This is a genomic window from Paenibacillus graminis (assembly GCF_000758705.1).
GTDB classification, from domain to species: domain Bacteria; phylum Bacillota; class Bacilli; order Paenibacillales; family Paenibacillaceae; genus Paenibacillus_AQ; species Paenibacillus_AQ graminis.
In genome coordinates, this window is sequence record NZ_CP009287.1 from 3,331,187 (window position 1) to 3,349,430 (window position 18,244).

24 protein-coding genes are annotated in these 18,244 nt (G+C 43.2%); 21 read left to right on the forward strand and 3 right to left on the reverse strand.

The window, feature by feature from the left end; all coding sequences use genetic code 11:
- Positions 1 to 155: 155 nt before the first annotated feature.
- The 13 genes from PGRAT_RS13800 to PGRAT_RS13855 all read left to right on the forward strand — a co-directional run bounded on the left by PGRAT_RS13800 (position 156) and on the right by PGRAT_RS13855 (position 10,458).
- Positions 156 to 434 carry a holin gene (locus PGRAT_RS13800; RefSeq protein WP_036705831.1) on the forward strand — a complete coding sequence of 93 codons (279 nt, stop codon included), beginning with the start codon at positions 156 to 158 and terminating at the stop codon, positions 432 to 434.
- A 127-nt stretch (positions 435 to 561) separates the two neighbouring features.
- Positions 562 to 984: a hypothetical protein gene (locus PGRAT_RS13805; RefSeq protein WP_025706865.1), complete on the forward strand. Its 423-nt coding sequence runs from the start codon at positions 562 to 564 to the stop codon at positions 982 to 984.
- A gap of 158 nt (positions 985 to 1,142) precedes the next feature.
- Entirely contained in the window at positions 1,143 to 1,280 is a 138-nt protein-coding gene (locus PGRAT_RS34340) for a YjcZ family sporulation protein (RefSeq protein ID WP_238326846.1), read from the forward strand.
- A 174-nt stretch (positions 1,281 to 1,454) separates the two neighbouring features.
- Positions 1,455 to 3,167: an alpha/beta fold hydrolase gene (locus PGRAT_RS31635; protein ID WP_051424757.1), complete on the forward strand. Its 1,713-nt coding sequence runs from the start codon at positions 1,455 to 1,457 to the stop codon at positions 3,165 to 3,167.
- Positions 3,168 to 3,240: 73 nt separating this feature from the next.
- Complete coding sequence (gene cysK / locus PGRAT_RS13815; protein ID WP_025706867.1) at positions 3,241 to 4,179, forward strand: cysteine synthase A; 939 nt, start codon at positions 3,241 to 3,243, stop codon at positions 4,177 to 4,179.
- A 1,188-nt stretch (positions 4,180 to 5,367) separates the two neighbouring features.
- Complete coding sequence (locus PGRAT_RS33225; RefSeq protein WP_155990455.1) at positions 5,368 to 5,742, forward strand: hypothetical protein; 375 nt, start codon at positions 5,368 to 5,370, stop codon at positions 5,740 to 5,742.
- A 213-nt stretch (positions 5,743 to 5,955) separates the two neighbouring features.
- Positions 5,956 to 6,249 (forward strand): DUF3139 domain-containing protein, encoded by a 294-nt coding sequence (locus PGRAT_RS13830; RefSeq protein ID WP_025706870.1) that lies wholly within the window; start codon positions 5,956 to 5,958, stop codon positions 6,247 to 6,249.
- 477 nt (positions 6,250 to 6,726) lie between these two features.
- Positions 6,727 to 7,122 (forward strand): hypothetical protein, encoded by a 396-nt coding sequence (locus PGRAT_RS31640; protein WP_051424758.1) that lies wholly within the window; start codon positions 6,727 to 6,729, stop codon positions 7,120 to 7,122.
- 12 nt (positions 7,123 to 7,134) lie between these two features.
- Positions 7,135 to 7,548: a hypothetical protein gene (locus PGRAT_RS31645; protein WP_051424759.1), complete on the forward strand. Its 414-nt coding sequence runs from the start codon at positions 7,135 to 7,137 to the stop codon at positions 7,546 to 7,548.
- The gene (locus PGRAT_RS13840) at positions 7,548 to 7,964 is read left to right on the forward strand and encodes an ORF6C domain-containing protein (RefSeq protein WP_025706871.1); all 417 of its coding nucleotides are present in this window, start codon (positions 7,548 to 7,550) and stop codon (positions 7,962 to 7,964) included. Before PGRAT_RS31645 ends, PGRAT_RS13840 begins: the two co-directional genes overlap by 1 nt.
- A 284-nt stretch (positions 7,965 to 8,248) precedes the next feature.
- Entirely contained in the window at positions 8,249 to 8,809 is a 561-nt protein-coding gene (locus PGRAT_RS31200; RefSeq protein ID WP_051424760.1) for a hypothetical protein, read from the forward strand.
- A 954-nt stretch (positions 8,810 to 9,763) separates the two neighbouring features.
- Entirely contained in the window at positions 9,764 to 9,967 is a 204-nt protein-coding gene (locus tag PGRAT_RS13850; RefSeq protein WP_025706872.1) for a hypothetical protein, read from the forward strand.
- Positions 9,968 to 9,972: 5 nt separating this feature from the next.
- On the forward strand, positions 9,973 to 10,458 hold the full coding sequence (locus PGRAT_RS13855; RefSeq protein WP_025706873.1) for a hypothetical protein: 486 nt from the start codon (positions 9,973 to 9,975) through the stop codon (positions 10,456 to 10,458).
- Positions 10,459 to 10,847: 389 nt separating this feature from the next.
- On the opposite strand, the gene PGRAT_RS13860 is transcribed toward PGRAT_RS13855, so the two are convergent.
- On the reverse strand, positions 10,848 to 11,336 hold the full coding sequence (locus PGRAT_RS13860; RefSeq protein WP_025706874.1) for a GNAT family N-acetyltransferase: 489 nt from the start codon (positions 11,334 to 11,336) through the stop codon (positions 10,848 to 10,850).
- Positions 11,337 to 11,554: 218 nt separating this feature from the next.
- On the opposite strand from PGRAT_RS13860, the gene PGRAT_RS13865 reads away from it, so the two are divergent.
- The 5 genes from PGRAT_RS13865 to PGRAT_RS13885 all read left to right on the forward strand — a co-directional run bounded on the left by PGRAT_RS13865 (position 11,555) and on the right by PGRAT_RS13885 (position 13,137).
- Positions 11,555 to 11,863 (forward strand): hypothetical protein, encoded by a 309-nt coding sequence (locus PGRAT_RS13865; RefSeq protein ID WP_025706875.1) that lies wholly within the window; start codon positions 11,555 to 11,557, stop codon positions 11,861 to 11,863.
- Between the two features lie 83 nt (positions 11,864 to 11,946).
- Complete coding sequence (locus PGRAT_RS13870) at positions 11,947 to 12,222, forward strand: hypothetical protein (protein WP_042266752.1); 276 nt, start codon at positions 11,947 to 11,949, stop codon at positions 12,220 to 12,222.
- Positions 12,219 to 12,503, forward strand: coding sequence for a hypothetical protein (locus tag PGRAT_RS13875; RefSeq protein ID WP_025706877.1), 285 nt, complete (start codon positions 12,219 to 12,221; stop codon positions 12,501 to 12,503). The genes PGRAT_RS13870 and PGRAT_RS13875 overlap by 4 nt, the downstream gene beginning before the upstream one ends.
- Positions 12,500 to 12,700: a hypothetical protein gene (locus PGRAT_RS13880; RefSeq protein WP_025706878.1), complete on the forward strand. Its 201-nt coding sequence runs from the start codon at positions 12,500 to 12,502 to the stop codon at positions 12,698 to 12,700. The genes PGRAT_RS13875 and PGRAT_RS13880 overlap by 4 nt, the downstream gene beginning before the upstream one ends.
- On the forward strand, positions 12,697 to 13,137 hold the full coding sequence (locus tag PGRAT_RS13885; protein WP_025706879.1) for a BC1872 family protein: 441 nt from the start codon (positions 12,697 to 12,699) through the stop codon (positions 13,135 to 13,137). The genes PGRAT_RS13880 and PGRAT_RS13885 overlap by 4 nt, the downstream gene beginning before the upstream one ends.
- Before the next feature lie 284 nt (positions 13,138 to 13,421).
- On the opposite strand, the gene PGRAT_RS33230 is transcribed toward PGRAT_RS13885, so the two are convergent.
- The gene (locus tag PGRAT_RS33230; RefSeq protein ID WP_155990457.1) at positions 13,422 to 13,586 is read right to left on the reverse strand and encodes a hypothetical protein; all 165 of its coding nucleotides are present in this window, start codon (positions 13,584 to 13,586) and stop codon (positions 13,422 to 13,424) included.
- Between the two features lie 219 nt (positions 13,587 to 13,805).
- Between PGRAT_RS33230 and PGRAT_RS33235 the strand changes: the two genes are divergently transcribed.
- From PGRAT_RS33235 to PGRAT_RS13900, 3 genes are all read left to right on the forward strand, one after another.
- Complete coding sequence (locus PGRAT_RS33235) at positions 13,806 to 15,101, forward strand: Kelch repeat-containing protein (protein ID WP_156124066.1); 1,296 nt, start codon at positions 13,806 to 13,808, stop codon at positions 15,099 to 15,101.
- 175 nt (positions 15,102 to 15,276) lie between these two features.
- A complete protein-coding gene (locus PGRAT_RS13895) occupies positions 15,277 to 16,125 on the forward strand; it encodes a hypothetical protein (protein WP_025703615.1) in 849 nt (282 codons plus the stop codon).
- 276 nt (positions 16,126 to 16,401) lie between these two features.
- Positions 16,402 to 16,773 (forward strand): nuclear transport factor 2 family protein, encoded by a 372-nt coding sequence (locus tag PGRAT_RS13900; protein WP_081758583.1) that lies wholly within the window; start codon positions 16,402 to 16,404, stop codon positions 16,771 to 16,773.
- A gap of 131 nt (positions 16,774 to 16,904) precedes the next feature.
- On the opposite strand, the gene PGRAT_RS13905 is transcribed toward PGRAT_RS13900, so the two are convergent.
- On the reverse strand, positions 16,905 to 17,768 hold the full coding sequence (locus tag PGRAT_RS13905) for an ATP-dependent DNA ligase (protein ID WP_025703617.1): 864 nt from the start codon (positions 17,766 to 17,768) through the stop codon (positions 16,905 to 16,907).
- Between the last annotated feature and the right edge of the window lie 476 nt (positions 17,769 to 18,244).

Genomic DNA, 18,244 nt, shown 5'->3' on the forward strand with positions numbered 1-18,244 from the left:
TAGCCGAACGCGAATTCTATATAGAGAAAGGATATGAGGAGATGACGGAAAGTGAATCTGGATACATCCTCCGGCGGCAGCTATGGTTTTTACAGAACCATTACGATGTTGTACCGGGCAGGTCTCTTTGCACCCAAGAAGGAGGTGTGATGAACATGGTGAATGAGGCACTGAACAATGTGCTGGCTTTTGCTTCGGTACTGGCAGTTTTTGTCTTAGCCTTGGTTCAACTGGTCAAGACCACTGTGACCCTTCCGCGCAATCTCGTTCCGGCTGTTGGACTCGTTATCGGCCTCTTTGTAGGTGCTGTAGCGTACCCTTTTACAGATATGAATCTGATTTTGCGTCTATGGGCAGGGGGACTTGCAGGATTGTCGGCTACCGGACTGTTTGAGCTGGCGTTCAATAAAAGGGAAGGTTCTACCAAGGACTGACAGGCATATAGTACACCCGATTACCGGCAGGAGGCCGGCAATCTATTTTAGGCAGTGTCCGCAGGCCAGAAGACCAAGCAATTCATAGGTTTCATTAATACAATAGAGAAGGAAAGGAGGTGCTTATATGGGAACTTATTTGGATGCGAGAACATCGCAGAATGCCAGTACCGCCAATTCTATTGCAATTCCGATTCTGGTTATCAACACTCCTCAACTGTTCGGCCAGATTGGCCTGATTACTGCAGGGGTTACGACGAATCCGCGTGTGCTGCTCAAGGGAACGATTTCTGTTCAGCTTCCCCTGGCTCTGGTAGGGATTACGATTAGAATAGTAAGAGGAACCTTGCCTACGGATCCTGTAGTATACTCTGCAACTTCTACATTCAGTTTAAGCGTCTTGGCACCGCAGGTAATAGCTTTTTCCGCCGCTGACTTTCAGCCGCCCATAACTCCGCAATTGACTTATACCGCTTTCGTCTCGTCCAATCTTCTGGGTTCGGTTCGTGTCGGTCCGGAGAGCTTTGACGGAATTCTGGTTTCCGATTAATGCACAGCATCCTGTCAAGCCTTCGTAAAGGGAGACAGGATGCTCTTTGGCTGGGATATTCAGAAGCGATGATCCAAATATAAACCTTTTAGCCCAATCTATAAGGGGCAAGAATACATATTCTGTTGTGTAGTGATTATTTTGAAGGAGGTAATCTCATGGGTGCAGATTGCGGTTATGGCGGTAATGTGGGTGGCGCTAATAAGTGTCCTGTTGTAAGTCCGTTCACTTCTACGGGTGCAATTCTGGTGCTTTACATTTTGCTGGTTATTATTTTGAGTGCCTGTTTCATCTAGTTAGAAGGAATAAACGCGGTCTTTGGGCAGAAATGCCGGGGATCGCGTTTTTAGCCGGTTGTCATGGACAAGCCATTTCGGGATAGAACAAGCCGATTCGAAGAAAAAAATTGTAACTATATCCCATGTGATCCGTATACCAAAAGGATGTGATATCAGAAAGGGGATAATAACATGAGCAAAAAATTAACGCTGCTTTTGGCCTGCGTGCTGCTGGGTTTATCGATCTGGCCGGCACCTGCTGCTCACGGAGCAGAACCTAAGGTGATTTTTAGTGTGAACAATGAAGTGCTTCAATTTCCTGTCAATGAGGCTCCATTTATAACCGGCGATATGTTAATGGTGCCTATCCGCAAGGCGGGTAAAGCTCTGGGTTTGGAAGTTGTCTACATACAAAAAGAGAAAAAACTGGAATTAAGCCGCGGTGGACAGCAGCTTGCCATTAAGCTGGGGACAGGTGAAGTGGTGATTAATGGGAAAGACAAGCTTGCGGTTAACGGGAAAGTTATACTTCGCGGGAATCTTGTATATGTACCCTTTTCGTTGTTCAATGCCATGGGTCTGATCAGTGCCTATGATTCCGCTGCTGGTCAGGCTACGGTTAACACGCCGCAAAATTATGCCGATACAGTCACAGGCCTGCTGGCCTCCGGTAAATATGAACAGTTGTGGCAGCGGTATTTCGATAAGACTGCCAAAACAGCGATATCCGTGATGAAGCTCCAGCAGGCATGGGAAGGATTAGCGGAACCCTATGGGGCGTACAACAAGCTGACTTTCTTATCCAGCCATCAGGATGGGAAGCAGATTACAATTACAGGCACTGCCTCTTTTGCCAAGGGGGACCTGGCGATCACAACAACCGTCAACAGCAATGGTAAAATTACAGGCCTCTGGTTCTCCCCTCCTGCCCCTTCTACCGCTGCACCGGAGCTTAAGCTCCCGGAGGGAGTGACAGAGGAGGAAGTTACCGTTGGCGCAGGAACATCGCATCCGCTGAAAGGACTGCTTACCCTCCCCGCACATCCGTCTCATCCCGTACCATCGGTTGTGCTCGTCCAAGGTTCGGGAGCTTCAGACCGCGACGAAACAGTGCTTGGCTACAAACCGTTTAGGGATATCGCCTATAGTCTGGCCAAACAGGGCATTGCAGTACTCCGGTATGATAAGCGGACTTACTCTTATCCTGAGCAGTTTACGGGAGCTGCAGCAGCTACAATCAATGTTAAGGATGAAGTGGTGGATGATGCGGTTGCCGCTGCTAATTTGCTCAAAGCAGACCAACGGATGGATTCCGCCCATGTCTACCTGGCAGGTCATAGCCTTGGTGGAATGCTGGCTCCGAGAATCGACTCCGAGGGCGGGAATTTCGCCGGACTGATCCTGCTGGCAGGCTCACCGCGGACTCTGTGGGAGATTATGTACGATCAGAACATGGCGGCCATCCATTCTCTCCCGGATGCAGACCCGGTCAAAGCGCAGGCAGCTACAGCAGTTAACGCCGAACTCGCCAAGGCGAAGGCACTGGCTGGGATGACGCTTGAACAGGCTAAGACGGCACCCGGTGTTTTTAAAATGCCTGCTTATTATTTCAAAGAGATGGATATGCATAATACAGCTGAACTGGCCCGTAAGCTGACCAAACCCGTACTTGTGCTCCAAGGGGGAGATGATATACAGGTCTATCCCGCAACGGACTTCTCCTTATGGAAAGAAGTATTGAAGGGGGATGCTGCTGCTTCATTTAAGCTTTACCCCGGTCTCAACCATTTTTTTGTGAATTACGAAGGCAAGGATGCGGGAACCGCGGCCGAATATAATACGCCTGGTATGGTAGACGGGCAGGTGCTTAGTGATATGGGGCAATGGATCTTAGGGCAGCAATGAACCCCCGGAATTACTGATATGCACGATTTTTGTACAAAGTTACTTATGACTTTTATTGCCTGGAGGGGTAGCTATGCCTAATATTTCAAAGAATCTGACAGAATTGATTGGAAACACGCCGCTGCTGGAGCTGGCGAATTACGCCAAGAGTCATCAGGTGGAAGCCAGATTAATCGGGAAGCTGGAATACTTCAATCCGGCGGGAAGCGTTAAGGATCGTATCGGCTATGCCATGATACAAGATGCCGAAGCCAAAGGGCTGATCCGCAAGGATTCGGTACTGATCGAACCGACCAGCGGAAATACCGGCATTGGTCTGGCTTTTGCTGCTGCAGCCCTCAGGTACAGACTGATCATAGTGCTGCCGGAGACGTTCAGCGTGGAACGCCGCAAGCTGCTCAGAGCGCTAGGAGCGGAACTGGTGCTGACTCCGGGAGCGGAAGGGATGCTGGGTGCGGTTAAAAAAGCTGAGGAACTGGCCGCATCAATCCCCCATTCATTCATTCCGCAGCAATTCAGCAACCCGGCCAATCCGCAAATCCACCGTGTAACTACAGCAGAGGAAATCTGGAGGGATACCGGAGGAGCGGTGGATATATTTGTGGCGGGTGTAGGTACTGGAGGCACTATCACTGGAGTGGGCGAAGTGCTGAAAGCCAGAAATTCTGAAGTGCAGGTCGTTGCCGTTGAGCCGGCGGACTCTCCGGTTTTATCGGGAGGCAAACCGGGCGGACACCAGATTCAGGGAATTGGAGCCAATTTTGTGCCGGACAACTTTAATTTTGGGGTTGTGGATGAGATTGTCCAGGTGGAGAACAGCCATGCATTTGAAACTGCACGCAGCCTGGCCAGAACTGAAGGTCTGCTGGTGGGAATCTCCTCCGGTGCTGCTGTCTACGCTGCTTCCCAGATTGCCAGACGTCCCGGAAATCAGGGGAAAAATATTGTGGTCATTTTGCCGGATACAGGGGAACGCTACTTATCGACAGCGCTTTTTGATGTGGAAGAGTGATAAAAGTGGATATCTTGGATGCTTCAGAGGGATATAGGCGGTGCAGAAGGATGGGGCTCCATCAGCGGAATAAAGGGGACGGAAAAGACTATTTTCGAAGAAGTCTACTTTTCTGGTTGTATTGAACTTAGGAGCCGTTATATTGTTTGTTTGAGCAATTTGGGGAGATATGATAAATAGAGGGATTTCAACCCGTTTGTCCGTGGAAAAGCTCGGGAAGAGTGGGAGGGAATCTCTTGAAAACAACATTGGGGTAGACAAAGAGCGGGATTTTGTACACTGGTTCGATGATACCGACATTTGTGATTCAGGTGCGTTTTACACGATGGGTTACCTGTAGAGAACGTTATTAATGCATAATCTGTGGGGCCCTATGAAAAAATTGCTTTTAACGTAACAAATGCTACTTATACTGATATTAACGTTACCAGTGATGTTAAATATTATTATGTAGTAACCGCAGTTAATGCAGCGGGTGAAAGCATCAGTTCGAATGAAGCATCGGCTATACTATTGGGACAGCCAGATACCGGACATGCAATTCTTACGATTTACCTGACAAACGGCCTGAAAAAGAATACGATCTTTCCATGTCTGAAGTGAATGCCTTCATTGACTGGTATGACCAAAAGGATGCAGGAACAGGACCGGCTAAATATGCTTTCAAAAAGGTTTGGAACAAAGGGCCATTTAGTAAGCGGACTGAATACGTGATTTTCGATAAGATACTTACCTTCAATGTAGATGAGTACACCGCAGTAGAAGGATGACATTTACACGTTATTCCAGCAAGGATTAAATAGATGTAACGGAAGTACCATACCCTGCCAGTATTGGTGGGGTATTTCTTTGTGTTTGAGAAAATTCCCCATATCGTCATATACATAATATAAATATACCAAATGTAAAATTGTATTATTACACGGATAGGAAGCAACGAGCGTGCAGTCCGAAAGCATCGGCAAAAGTAAAAGCCCATCAACCCTTAAGTGGTTATTGGGCTTGTTTTCTGTTCATTGATTTAAATCCGCATATTTCCTCAAAAGCGCGAATACGATTGATATTCAAGAAAGTCTTATCACTGATCAGGCTACTCAGGCTACTGTAACAACGGATACATACAGTGATGAAGGGTTAATTCAGCCGTTTGCAGAAATCGGTCCTACATATCCAGGGACTAATGTTCAGATGCGAATTGGAGATATCCTCTATTCCACAAAAACTCTAGGTTCAAGTTCTCAAATAGTAGGGCATACAGGAATTGTGAATTCAGACTTCAAGGTTGTTCATGTGACATTACCTGTAAATGGTGGGACAATAGATAATATGACGGGATACATGAATAGACATTATGTTAAAGAATATTCTATACAACCTTTTTCACAACTAGGTACCCTTTCTCCTAATTATTGTTCTGAATTTGTTTGGCAAGCATTTTATTATGGTGAAGGAATAGACTTGATGAACATTAACAATACTCCCGATCTTAGAGGATTTGTTACTCCATCAATGGTTATAAACTCTCCCTTCGTAATTTATATGACCTCATTTATTGCTATTTAGTCGATTACTGACAAAGGTAGTTTCAGGCTGTCGCGGAACCCCCTGTTTTGTTGCAGGGGGTTATGATTATTCTTAATTTTTTCATTTCAATTATCTTAAAAAAGAAAGTTATATTAATATTATTGTTGAAATATCTTAATATGTATGGAAAGTTTTATTGGTTTGTTTTTCTAGGCTTTTACTACAGGAGGTGCTTCTAAAATCAGAAAATTTATGACTATTGCAGCATCTATTATTATTTTGCTCGTTATTGGAATTTATGCAGCACTTCAGTTTAAATATAATTCACTTGAAAAAAGTCTAAAAGAATATTTGATTACAGTAGAAGGGTACTCTGAATCTGATATAGTGAGTGTTAAAGCTAAGCTTAGTTCTATGCCGAAATTCCCTGTATATGTAATATTTGCTGATGACCCTGACACTAACTACATTTTCACAGACAGAGGTGCATCGGACTGGACACAACTAGATCCTAAAAAACCGCAGCGATTAAAAAAGGTTGATTAATGAATCTGAAATATTGTTTTTTTAAAGAGTTGTTATAATCTATTGGCATAACTATGAACGAAATAATATAAAGAAGTGGCAAAGCCCATTACTTTAAGATGTTCAAGGCCGCTGTAATCAGTAGAAGAAAATTCAATCACTTAAAAAACTTTGTGATTGACTAATCTATCAAACTGATTACAGTGGCTTTTTTACGGCGTTTTTATTTGATTTTAATATGGGATTGGATTATTTGAGAGTCCTGGAGAGTGATACATACTTCCTAACTGCTGCCATGGCTCAGTCAAAGGTATCAGTATGGTTCCGGTCAGAAGATGATCCAGAAGGGCATATCATGGATTACGGCGGCATCGTAGAGGGGTTACACTCCAGACTCCATCAAGGTAGCTGGTGCCATTTTGTTAGGGAAAGGTTTGAATTTAGAGCATACATAAAATAACCCGTCAGCCCCTAGTTGTTAAGGATCTTGGTCAGCGAGTGAAGGTTGAAGAACTGGAACGGATTAAGGCAAAAGAGCGCATATCTGCATCCGAAAAGGAAAATTTGCCTGAAGGAAGCAAAGGGCAGGTCCGGGATATCGTAGCCGAACAATCTGGTTTTGGATCTGGACGCAAATACGATAAGGCGAAATTTATTGCTGAAAATGCCACTCCCGATATTATTGAACAACTTGACGCCGGGATGATCAGTACTCATAAAGCATTTGTTCAAACCAAGGAACGCCTTGAGGATGCCGAAAGAGCGGCCAAAGAAGCGAATGAACGCGCTGATGCAGCCGAGCGTGAAAAAGAACTACTTCGGCAGCAATTTAAAGACTCTATTCCCGCAGATCAAGTTGAAGAGGCGGTCAGCGCCGCCATTGAGCGACAGTAAGAAGAAAATGAAGTGTTTATTGCCCGGAAGGAAAAGGAGGCTCAGGCAGCGCTTAAAGCGCGTGATGCGAAGTGGAAAAAGGAAATTGAAGCCGAGTCTCAAAAGGTTCTCGACCTCAATGCTGGTTACAAAAGAATTCAGGAAGAGCTAGAAACATTAAAGCTTCAGCAGCCGACTGACTTCGACGAACAGCAATCAAAGATGAAACTCAAGAAGCTTCAGTATGAAGCAGACACCAACACCGTCCAGTTTAATATCCACGTTAAAAAGTTTCTACAAAATGCCGGTGTTACAGCTTTGATGCTTGGATCGCTCGCGAGCGCCAGCAGCAGTGAGAAAAAACGTGTAAATGAAAGCCTGGATATGCTTCAAAGTTTTATTGACCAAGTAAGACCAGCCGTGAACGGCAGAAAGGTGGTGCAGTAATGGAAGACACAAGCCAATGGTTGGCGGTTGTAGGTCAGCAACTCCAAATGACTGAGCAGCAAGGTGCGGTACTCAGGATGATGTTCGAGGGCCTGAATGCTTTCAAGACAGAGATCACCGAACATAAAGAAGAAGTGCAAATGATGGTACAGGAGGTTCGTGATAGCGTCACTCTCACGGATGCTGAATGCTACCAGATACATCAGGCTGTTAAGCTCAAGACGGTCGAATTGACAAAACATCGGTTCAAGGAATCCGATCTCAAATTCAATGAGATGGTTGGGAAATATCGCCGACTCATCTGGAGTAATTTGAAGAAACGTTTTGAAGTAGCCAAATACAGCCATATTCGCCGGATTGATTTTGCTGACGCTGTGGAATTCGTTCAATTCTTTCAACCAGAGGATTATATATGACGGACGAACGCTTGAAACAGCGTCGTGAGGCGGCGGCTGGAAATCCGTATCAAATCCTTGCGTGAATACATTTATGTTGTGGGCGACATGCCGGGATTGACTGAACAAGCTGCCCAACAGTTAAAAGAAGCAACCAGGAAATTGGAAGAGTTAACCGAGGGGATTGAATTAAAAATGACCACGTTGAGGGACGCAGTCATTTAAGTAGCATTTTCAAATTTTCAAAGTTATCGTACCACAGCTCTTTTATACGGTCAACTGGTTCGGCAGGAGAGGTGAGGTGATTGGCGAACCCGCAGCCAGAGGATGGCTATGTCAAATTAGCCAACGAAGGTCAGAGTTCCAAGGATCGGTGTGATTTTTCCAATGTTGCTGAACTCATTGCAGAACAAGGTGAAGTATGCCCGTGCTGTAAGAGCGCAGCATCAAATACCACTCACCATGTATGGAGCAGAGACCGAAAGGGGCGGGGTGTAAAAACGAACGGACTTAGGGTTTGCTGGCCTTGTCACGACAAAATCCAAATAACTGATGAACTCCTTCAATATTGGATTTCAGTATATCGTGAAAAATACGGAGATCACTTCTGGTTTGACGAAAAAGACTGGGATGAATTCAATCACAAACTCGCCGTTCAGCAACAGAAGGAACAAGAAAAAAGGCAGCGTGAAAATCAGATACAACCGGTGGTGAATCTCCTAGCCGCCGCACTGGCCGGAGCCTTAAAGCGAAAGAAGTTCGTTTGCTCCAGTCATTTGAAGATAAAGATATGGTGTGTTCGCCACTTTGATGGCAGATGTGTTCGGAAGACCATTGGAAGAACCGATAGTTTACAGTTACGGTGAACGCTTTGAAGATTAGGAGTTGATCAATACGGCTAAGGTTCGAGATGCAGCATATCGGCAGAATCTTACCAACATAAGAGAAATGGGACCGATATTCGAATCCTATGAACTACAACTTTACCGGAAGTTAGAAGAGGTTGATTATCTGATTGCATGTATCTCCAGCGAAGCGACAACGTGTTGTGTAAGCTCAGATTACTGCCGTGAATTCATTCGATTACATAACTGACATGATTGATCAGATAGCTGAAAAACGGGAGAAAGAATGGAGATCCAGGTCCAGAAAGGCGAAGTAGAACCACTATTAATTCATATAACAACGAATTATAACAGCGAAGGGAGAGTCGAACGTGAGAGCCATTTCCCAAAAGCAGCAAGCAATCATCAACTTCATTGATAAATACTCTTTTGAATATCAATATCCACGAAATCTCTTGTTATGAAAGAGATATCAGTCAAGAACAATAGTACTCACAAGAAAAGGGATGGATCAGGTATCTAAGAAATCAATCAACACCAATGGGCTGTCATAGCCCAATAGATCACTTGCGTTTTTTAAGCCCAATTAATCCACCAGCAACAACAATAACTAAAACAATGACAATCCAATAAGCAATGCCCATTAAGATCAACTCCTTTACCAGTTTTACACTAATTGAGTGAGGACGTTGCGGGCATAGCCGCTATAAGGAGAGATAAACGGTGTCACGCAAATCAAAGCCTTGTGAATTTGAAGTCATCAAGATAGAGGGTTAACTACCCTCTGTCCTATATCGCTTAAATAATTACTTCTTGCGCTTGTTTACGATGGAGATTGATGTGGCTGCAACCAAAATTATTAAGATTGCTATCCGTGTAATAGTAGACAAAGTAAACACCTCCGTGCCAAATCATAACATCTGAGTGGTTTGTGGCATGTGCCATAGTTCACACAGATAAAGGAGCTGATGAGCAATGAGTGAACCACAGTCGAAAGCTTTAAATGCTATGACCGTCGCATTGGTTTATAACGGGAGCCTTACAATATTGGAAGCTCAGCAAGAGTATGAAGGAGAGCAGGGCGCGGTTACGCCTGCCAAGTCAATATGGCTTAATTCGATACATGCCAAGCGACTGCGTGATTTTTTAAATGAGCAGTTCCCAAAAGGGGAGGCATAACCAGTATGAGCATGACACCAGAACGCGAAATCAGAGTTAACTTGCTGGATGGTTCAGAGGTCATTATGAACACCGGTGATAGAGTGTTGTTCCAGGCTTCACGTCCCGGGGCCATCCCGTTATCTGTGGAAGCCGAATTGATTGTAGATGACCTTCTGGCTGCTCTAGAAGAGGCACAACAACAAATTAAGGAACTCCAGGAAGGCAATCGATCAGCTTGCGAATCCCGAGATATGGCTTATCGATCCCGAGACGAAGCTATTGTAACAAGCAATCAGCACTATAAACAGGCGTTCTTCCTGAACGAAGGATTGGCAGAGGCACAACAGACCATAGCCCGGCAACGGGAGATATTGAAGTTCTATGCAACTCAAGGAAACTATAATTGGCATAAAATCATGTCATATGAGGAATGCGAGTCTTCAGAAATACATCGTGATAGAGGAAAACTAGCCCGGACAATCCTTGAGGAAGGGGAGACACAGCCATGACACAGGTACAGCACAGCCCATTTGAGAGGGCAGAGGCGGCATATATGGTTCTAAGCCAAAAGGAGAATGGCGATGACTGAACGTGTGGGGTGCCTGGAATGCGGTTGGCGCGGCAAGCGAGTTTTCAAGGACTGCGAATGCTACGACATGTGTAATTGCGCTGCATATGATCATTGCCCTAAATGCGGTGAAAAGCTTCATACGATGAGGATCGTTAAGCTGTACAAGGAAGATAAACAGTAGACGCAAACTGCTCACTACTGAATTTCAAAAGAGTTTGTTTTATAGGCTCCATATAAAAATCAACAGCTGTCTGGAACTGATAAAAAGTCCTAGACTACTGTTGGGTCAATTAGTACGAAGGCTATCTAAAACGGTTGCTTCAAAAATTATTGACTGATCAGGTCTAACATGAAAATAAGTGAATCTCTATCAGGATAATCATATTGTATTGGCAAATCACTTTTAGTAATTTCTTTAAATCCAACTTTTTTGTAAAAGCTGTGTGACCTAGTTGCTTTTGATGGAGTGTCCAAAATCACCTTAGAAAACCGATGTTTCTGCGCAAAGTCAAGCATAGTTTCGTAAAGGCCTGTTCCTATCGCAAGCTCTTTGCCGCGGTAATCTTTATAAACAAAAAATTTCTTTAGTACAGCAATATCGTCAGTTTTCTTTTGCAAACCGATTGAGCCTACAACATCACCGTTTTCGTTTAAAGCTACCCAAAAGTTACCTCCAGCTTTAACATAGTTCGATTGAATATCTAGTATATCTGGTTGCTCTTCAACACTAATACCTACACCATATTCATCATTTTGTACATGCAATATTAGCTTAATAACTTCTTCTTTATATTTATCAGCATAATACGTAATCATTTTATTAACTCCTTTATGTTCATTTTTTCAAGAATACTACTTTTTTAGTAGTAATGGAACGGTAGCTTAATGCTTCCGACAGTCTGGTGCTTTATTCCTTAGTCTAATATTTCTTCTTTTGACAAAAGTGTTTCCGCTAGATGATGTGCAGTTCGAAGGCACATGACATTAAGGGAGTAGGAGTAACCCTACTATCCCACTAAGGGAGGATATAAGCAATGAACGTGTACAAGGTCAATGAATACTGGATTGCCGCAAAGGACACTGACGCAGCTTTCGGGCAGTATTTGGAGGAAACAGATAGTTTGGAAACCATGATTGTAGATGATCTAGCGGAAGGTGAAGAGACGGAAATAACCGTTAGCATAAAGCGATTAACTACGAAAGAAATTGAAACACAAACCGTCCCTTGCTGCGAGGATGGATGCGATCGATGCGAAGATTTAAACGACCACTTGTACGACACATATCAAGAGTTGCTGACGCAGAGAACGGATTTCCCGTGCGTCTTGGCAAAAGAAATTTAGGGGAGGAAGCCCAATGACACAAACACCAAATCGCACCCTTTACCCAGATACCCCAGCACCCACCGGTGAGGAAAGAGGTACTCATGAATGATGTAATCGAAGAGATAAAGAAGACAATGAAAAGAGCAATCTCTGGTCCAGCGTGGGTTGTTGATGAATTATTCAAACCACTGACAGAGGCGAAATCACTCTACGAATGGCATGAAGACTATGGTGCAGTACTGTGGTGGGAGTTTCCAATCGGTGAGCCTCCATTCTGCGGGACGCCATTAGATATGGATTGGGCCGGATATCACACGCACTGGACCCCTATCACTGTTCCATCCACCCCAGCACCCAAGGAGGGGAATAGACCATGAGTAAATTCAAAAAAGGCGATGCCGTTCAATGGACCAGTCAAGGCCAAGGAAGAACAACAACCAAACGCGGGACCGTTCATATCAAGGTTCTCGCAATGAGAAATCCCGGACACTTTCTCCCGGAAGGTACAAAGAAGAGTCATATCAAATTTGATCTGCGTGTCGCTGAATTTGAGCGGTTCATCATTGCTGTTCCCCGCGGCGGCAAGTCGCAGATTATAGATTACTACTGCCCGCGTCCAAGCCTGCTGCAGCTGGTTGAGGAAGGAGATAACCAATGACACCAGATATACAAGAACTCCAACATGAGACGATGGATCAGTGCCAGAAATACTATGATGCTGTTGCCGAGTGGTTACCAATGAGAGGATTCATCTGGTTACGGAATGATGAAACGGGGCAATTGATGGTCTACACGCGGGGAGAATACACTCAGCAGATCATGGAATTTCTTAAGGGACTGGGGGAAGCGAGATGACACTCACAAGGGAAGAGATACTATTGCTGCCACCGGGCAGGAAACTTGATCGCTGGATACAGGAGCACATTTTCAAGTGGATTCCCTGGGCAGAGCAGCGCGGTGATTACGCAACTGTTGTTTATCAAAAGCCTGGCGAACGCGAACCATATATGCGCACACAACGCTGGGAGGAGGCGAAAAAGCGCCATACAATCATCCCTTATTCGGAAATAGACTTCTTGCTGCATGCTGTTTATGGAGACGAGGACTGGTCAGCCGAAATATCCGCAGCATGGAGAATAGTTGAACGGCTAAAAACTACAATGGACGTGTCAGTCTACACAGACGGGAATGGAAAGTATGCTTCTGAATGCGGCAGATGGACTGTAGATGACTGTAATACAGCACCTGAAGCAATCTGTAAATCTGCTTTATTGGCTGTACTTAACTTATAAGGGGTCATAGACCCCAAAGGGAGAGGATACACATGGGCAGAGAGATTAAGTTTCGGGCGTGGGACACAGAAACAAAGGAAATGAGTTTCGACTACTTAAGCAAACACTGGCTGCAGGTGTGCATTGAATAAATTCCTACTATGAATTAAGGTTTCCACAGCTTATGGCGTTTAAGTTGAGTCGGTCAACGAAATACCCTGCCAATCAATGGTGGGGTAGTTTCATTTATCCGTTTCTCCTTCGAACCGAAGTCTTATCACTCGTGAAATACTCTCCACATCACTTTATGGCACCCACACTGGTCCTTCAATGGTATTGATCTTTACTCGATCAGGATCTGCGGAGACCTCCGCGATTCCCTTTATCTTATCCCCGTTAATAAGCCATGCAACAATCATTTCCCGTCTCAGTGCAGCGACCTTCAAACTTTGTTTTAGCTTTTTATCCATGGGCTCACCTCCGGGTTTTTCTGATTATTATACTCCCTTCAGAAGGAAAAATTTCTTTACCCAGATATTAAAATACATTTCCCTATTCAAATCCACATATTCCCTCAATAACCCTTAAGTGTATTGTGAATTTCTGTCGAAAAATAGACTGTTTCTCCGGCGGGATTTAGTTTATCATCTGAAAAGGTTGTAATGAAATAATATTGAAGGAGAGAAAGTATGAAACGTCGATATCTTGTATTAGTTTTAGTTATCCTTGTTTTTGGAGTTTTGTCTTCCCAAGTATCTGCAGCAACTGAACAATGGGAACTGCAAGAACAAATGCCCTTTAATAGACCAGGTGCTGGAGTAGTGCAGTTAGAAGGAAAGGTATATTTTATTGGTGGCTACATTAATGGAGCATCCAATAGTGTAGATGTTTATGATATTGATAGTAAAGTGTGGACAAAAAAGAAAAGTATGCCAACAGCAAGATCCGTTTTTTCTACGGAAATAGTAAATGGTAAGATATATGTAATTGGCGGCAGCACCGGAGATCCTTTAATTTTGAATACGACATATACAAATAAAGTCGAAATATATGACCCTGCTACTGATACATGGACATCTGGGGCAAATGCCTCAATTTCTAGAGGCTTAACTACTTCATCTACAGTTAATAATAAAATATATGTTTTTGGAGGCCTGAATGCATCTTCAGAGGGCTTGAATACTGTTGAGGAGTACGACATTGCATCAAACACCTGGTCAACTAAGGCAAATTTACTTACTGCTGTTCATGGAGCAGGAGCAGTTACTTATAATGATTTGATCTACGTATTTAATGGAGGTTACAACACATCTGTATATAATAAAGTACAAGTCTATAACCCAGTTACTAATAATTGGACGTATAAAAGCAGCGCACCAACAAGCAGAGATACTACAGTAGCGGTAAATTACCAAAATAAAATTTATGTTATTGGTGGTTATGTGAGTGCAAGCACAGGATTAACTACAGTAGAAGTATACGATCCTGAAAAAGATACATGGACAGCAGGACCGAGTTTAAATGTTGGGCGCTGGGGATTTGGAAGTGTAGTTTTAAATGATTCATTGTATGTTTTCGGGGGAACTACAAACACTGTTGAAAAATTGTCTTTAGTGCCAACACCAACACCAACGGTAACACCAACACCAACGGTAACACCAACACCAACACCAACACCAACACCAACACCAACACCAACACCAACACCAACACCAACACCAACACCAACTCCAGAGCAACCGACAGGAGATCGGGCAATCCTGGTTGTGACAATGAACACCGGCCTTGAAAAAGAGTTTGAACTGAGTATGGAAGAAGTGAATTCCTTTATCACCTGGTATGAGAAAAAGCAAGCCGGAACAGGGAAGGCATCGTATGCCATTGACAAGCACGACAATAACAAAGGCCCTTTCACTAACCGGAAGGATTACGTGATATTCGATAAAATTCTTACCTTCAGCGTAGACGAATATTCTGCAGAATAAGATTTACACATTGTTCCAGCCAAGCTAAAATAGATATAACGTAAGCACCTTACCCTGTCAGCTTTGGCGGGGTATTTATTTGAGATCAGGAAAATTTTCCTTACCCACATATACATAATGTTCCAAATGGCTTATACTGGATTCCAATTAAGTTATTGATTGGAGTGGGAGTAGTTTGTGGAATCAGATTGCCGAATTTCCTTTTATTAAAACGTTAGGATGGGGAAGTATTATCATTTTTATAGGGACTTTAGTTACTCAAATTAGGAAGTTACAACCAATAACCACCCTGTCTTCAACGAATGTCGAAAAGTTATTATATTCAAAGGAAATGCGTATTTCAGTAAATATGTTAACTTTTCTTTTTCATGCGTTTATAACTACCACGATATCAAGTGGGTTATGTTTTTTGTTGTACGAAGTTTATACTAATTTTTTTAATCATGCGACCATCGAATTCTTTAATATAGTAACGTTCGTAATTTTTGGATTTGCTATGGTAAGCCTATTAATCTTGTTTATTTCTGCAAACTTCAAAAAAGGAATAATTGAAGTTCTTTTCAAGTCTAGGGATGGACGTATCAATAGTACACTGATTATTCTATCAATATTTGCAATTACCTCATTTTGCTTGTTCCCAAACATTCTTGTAACATCAGTAATTACAGGGAATGTAGGTTATAAAAATAATGCTGAATTATTTGCTATATTTCTAGCATTTCTTTTAGTGCTTACGCCAGTTAGCTCATTTAACTTGGTTGTATTAAAGAGAATATGGAAACTCATTCTAAAAAAATTGAGATCATACTCTGGAGAATATTATTACATATTGCTAGATGGAAATGCCAACAAGTGGTTTGTATATCATCAAATTGAGAAAGATTTGTTCTTGATTGGAGATTCTGAACTAACAGAGGATTCAAAAGTGTTTAAAACGATTGAAAAGAAAGAGCTGATTACCAAGAATATATTTGTTTATCGAGTTTTAAATGATCCAGAAGGTAGTATTGAATATTCAATTTAATAAGTTGGAGTGATTACTTGAACACTAAATACAAAGTCCTGGAGAGTGATACGGACTTCCTGGTCGCAGCCTTGACGCAGTCTAAGGTATCTGTATGGTTCAGGCCAGAAGATGATTCCTGAAGGGCATATCATGGATTATGGCGGGATAGTAGAGGGATATTCCCCAGAGAGTATCAAGATAGCCGGTGGCCGGTTTATTCGGGAACGGTTTGAATTTAGAGTATACATAAAATAACCCACCATGCTTTTTTTGGCTGGAATTTGGAGGCGTATGATGATTGAAAGAGAACAGATAATAGAAAATTATTTTGAATCTTGGATTGACAAAAATAATGCTATATTAAGAAAAACCTTTGACCCAAACATTATCTATTCTGAATCTTATGGACCTGAATATCACGGATTACACGCCATAGAAAGCTGGTTTGAAGATTGGACTAAGCGTGGAACAGTTTTTGTTTGGAATATAAAGCAATTTATTCATCAAGGCAATTTAACCGCTGTTGAATGGTACTTTAAATGTGAGTATGAGGCAGAAGTTGAGGAATTTGACGGTGTATCATTAATTGAATTTAGTAATGATAACTTGATTGTGAATCTAAAAGAGTTCCAGTCTAAAATACCTCACTATTATCCATACAAGTAAATTCAAACGCAATACTGTATGCGAAATCATTAGAATCAATGACTTGCTTGTGAACATAGCTGCTATTGACTTAATTATGATAAAAGTGAAGCACAAAAAAGCCCGTCAACCTTAACCGGGGCTTTTTTTGTTTAAATGATAAACTCCGTAAAGACTGGACTCCGCAGCAAACCGGATTTGGTCCAGTTCCTCATTCGCACCTTGGCCCGCAGCCGTGGCTCCAGGTGTACAAACTCCTTATCTTCCCCGGTCACCAACTGGCCGGACACTCCCCGAAATGCTTGCTTGTGGAGCGGGGATGCCCCGAACTCAATAATCCCAGCTGGACGCAACTCGCCGGACGTACCGGATGGGACTGCAGCAAGCCACCCAAATTCTCCCTTACGATATCCCGTGATATAAACCTCTACATAGGTCCAGTTAATTACCTTTTGCCAAGCGTGAGATCTTCGGCCGACTTCGTAGATACTGTTCTTTCGCTTGCCCACGACACCCTCCATGCCCCGTGCCTCAATCTGATTAAATAACGCCTCACCAGCGCCGTCTACATACGGCACTATACCGAAGCTGCCGGAGGGGAGAAACAATCCTGCCAATATCTCCTTGCGGCGTAGCAGCGGCAATCCAGTGAGATCTTGACCTTTGTACATCAAAATATCAAAGATGCCGAAATAGGCCGGCATGGTGGTTGTGAGCTGTTTTATCTTGTCTGCCCGGCGTGCTTGGAACCGGCTCATGACAGCCTCGAAATCAGATACGCGGGTTGCTGGATCAACACAGGCAACCTCACCGTCGAGGATCACATCGTCTGCAAAGGGGAGTTGCAATTCGGGGTACTGCCGGGTACAGTCGTTATTGTGGCGGGTGTACAATCTGACCTTCCCATCCTGTTGCGAGTAGATCAATCGGTGACCGTCTATCTTTGGTTCATATATAAAATCACTGTGGCTAAACGGCCCGGGAGCCGTTTGTAGCAGCATAGGGGATATAAACATTGAAAACCTCCTCTATCCAATTATAGCGTTATGCTACAGAGGATAGAGGAGGTAAGTGCTGGTAAGGATTATTCGGTTGTTGTGTACTCACTTACTTCAAAGGTGAGGATTTTATCAAAGACAACATAATCTTTACGTTTTTTGAAGGGTTAGGCTGCTTCAGTCAATTGATTCAGTCCTCCGCAACGAATTGGAGAACTACTATTTAAATAGTGCATTAGAAGCGGTAAGAACGTCTTATAGAAAAGGGATACTTGAAGCCTCGGAATTAAGAATGCATCTGTAAGGGTTGAATTTTAATTTTCGTCAACAATTCGTCAACAATTGGGTGAAAATTTAGTTATAAATCAACTGATGAATGGCAGAAAGACCTTGATACATAAGGGTTTGTAGAATAAAAATCGAGGCTCCCTTTCGGGAGCCTCTTTCATGGGAGAGGAGAAACCGGACGAAGAGCTTATGGGGAAACGTAAGCC

Coding starts and splice junctions, on each gene's coding strand:
- PGRAT_RS13800 (WP_036705831.1), top strand. CDS start 156: ATGGTGAATGAGGCACTGAACAATGTGCTGGCTTTTGCTTCGGTACTG.
- PGRAT_RS13805 (WP_025706865.1), top strand. CDS start 562: ATGGGAACTTATTTGGATGCGAGAACATCGCAGAATGCCAGTACCGCC.
- PGRAT_RS34340 (WP_238326846.1), top strand. CDS start 1,143: ATGGGTGCAGATTGCGGTTATGGCGGTAATGTGGGTGGCGCTAATAAG.
- PGRAT_RS31635 (WP_051424757.1), top strand. CDS start 1,455: ATGAGCAAAAAATTAACGCTGCTTTTGGCCTGCGTGCTGCTGGGTTTA.
- cysK (WP_025706867.1), top strand. CDS start 3,241: ATGCCTAATATTTCAAAGAATCTGACAGAATTGATTGGAAACACGCCG.
- PGRAT_RS33225 (WP_155990455.1), top strand. CDS start 5,368: ATGCGAATTGGAGATATCCTCTATTCCACAAAAACTCTAGGTTCAAGT.
- PGRAT_RS13830 (WP_025706870.1), top strand. CDS start 5,956: ATGACTATTGCAGCATCTATTATTATTTTGCTCGTTATTGGAATTTAT.
- PGRAT_RS13840 (WP_025706871.1), top strand. CDS start 7,548: ATGGAAGACACAAGCCAATGGTTGGCGGTTGTAGGTCAGCAACTCCAA.
- PGRAT_RS13850 (WP_025706872.1), top strand. CDS start 9,764: ATGAGTGAACCACAGTCGAAAGCTTTAAATGCTATGACCGTCGCATTG.
- PGRAT_RS13855 (WP_025706873.1), top strand. CDS start 9,973: ATGAGCATGACACCAGAACGCGAAATCAGAGTTAACTTGCTGGATGGT.
- PGRAT_RS13860 (WP_025706874.1), bottom strand. CDS start 11,336: ATGATTACGTATTATGCTGATAAATATAAAGAAGAAGTTATTAAGCTA.
- PGRAT_RS13865 (WP_025706875.1), top strand. CDS start 11,555: ATGAACGTGTACAAGGTCAATGAATACTGGATTGCCGCAAAGGACACT.
- PGRAT_RS13870 (WP_042266752.1), top strand. CDS start 11,947: ATGAATGATGTAATCGAAGAGATAAAGAAGACAATGAAAAGAGCAATC.
- PGRAT_RS13875 (WP_025706877.1), top strand. CDS start 12,219: ATGAGTAAATTCAAAAAAGGCGATGCCGTTCAATGGACCAGTCAAGGC.
- PGRAT_RS13880 (WP_025706878.1), top strand. CDS start 12,500: ATGACACCAGATATACAAGAACTCCAACATGAGACGATGGATCAGTGC.
- PGRAT_RS13885 (WP_025706879.1), top strand. CDS start 12,697: ATGACACTCACAAGGGAAGAGATACTATTGCTGCCACCGGGCAGGAAA.
- PGRAT_RS33230 (WP_155990457.1), bottom strand. CDS start 13,586: ATGGATAAAAAGCTAAAACAAAGTTTGAAGGTCGCTGCACTGAGACGG.
- PGRAT_RS33235 (WP_156124066.1), top strand. CDS start 13,806: ATGAAACGTCGATATCTTGTATTAGTTTTAGTTATCCTTGTTTTTGGA.
- PGRAT_RS13900 (WP_081758583.1), top strand. CDS start 16,402: ATGATTGAAAGAGAACAGATAATAGAAAATTATTTTGAATCTTGGATT.
- PGRAT_RS13905 (WP_025703617.1), bottom strand. CDS start 17,768: ATGTTTATATCCCCTATGCTGCTACAAACGGCTCCCGGGCCGTTTAGC.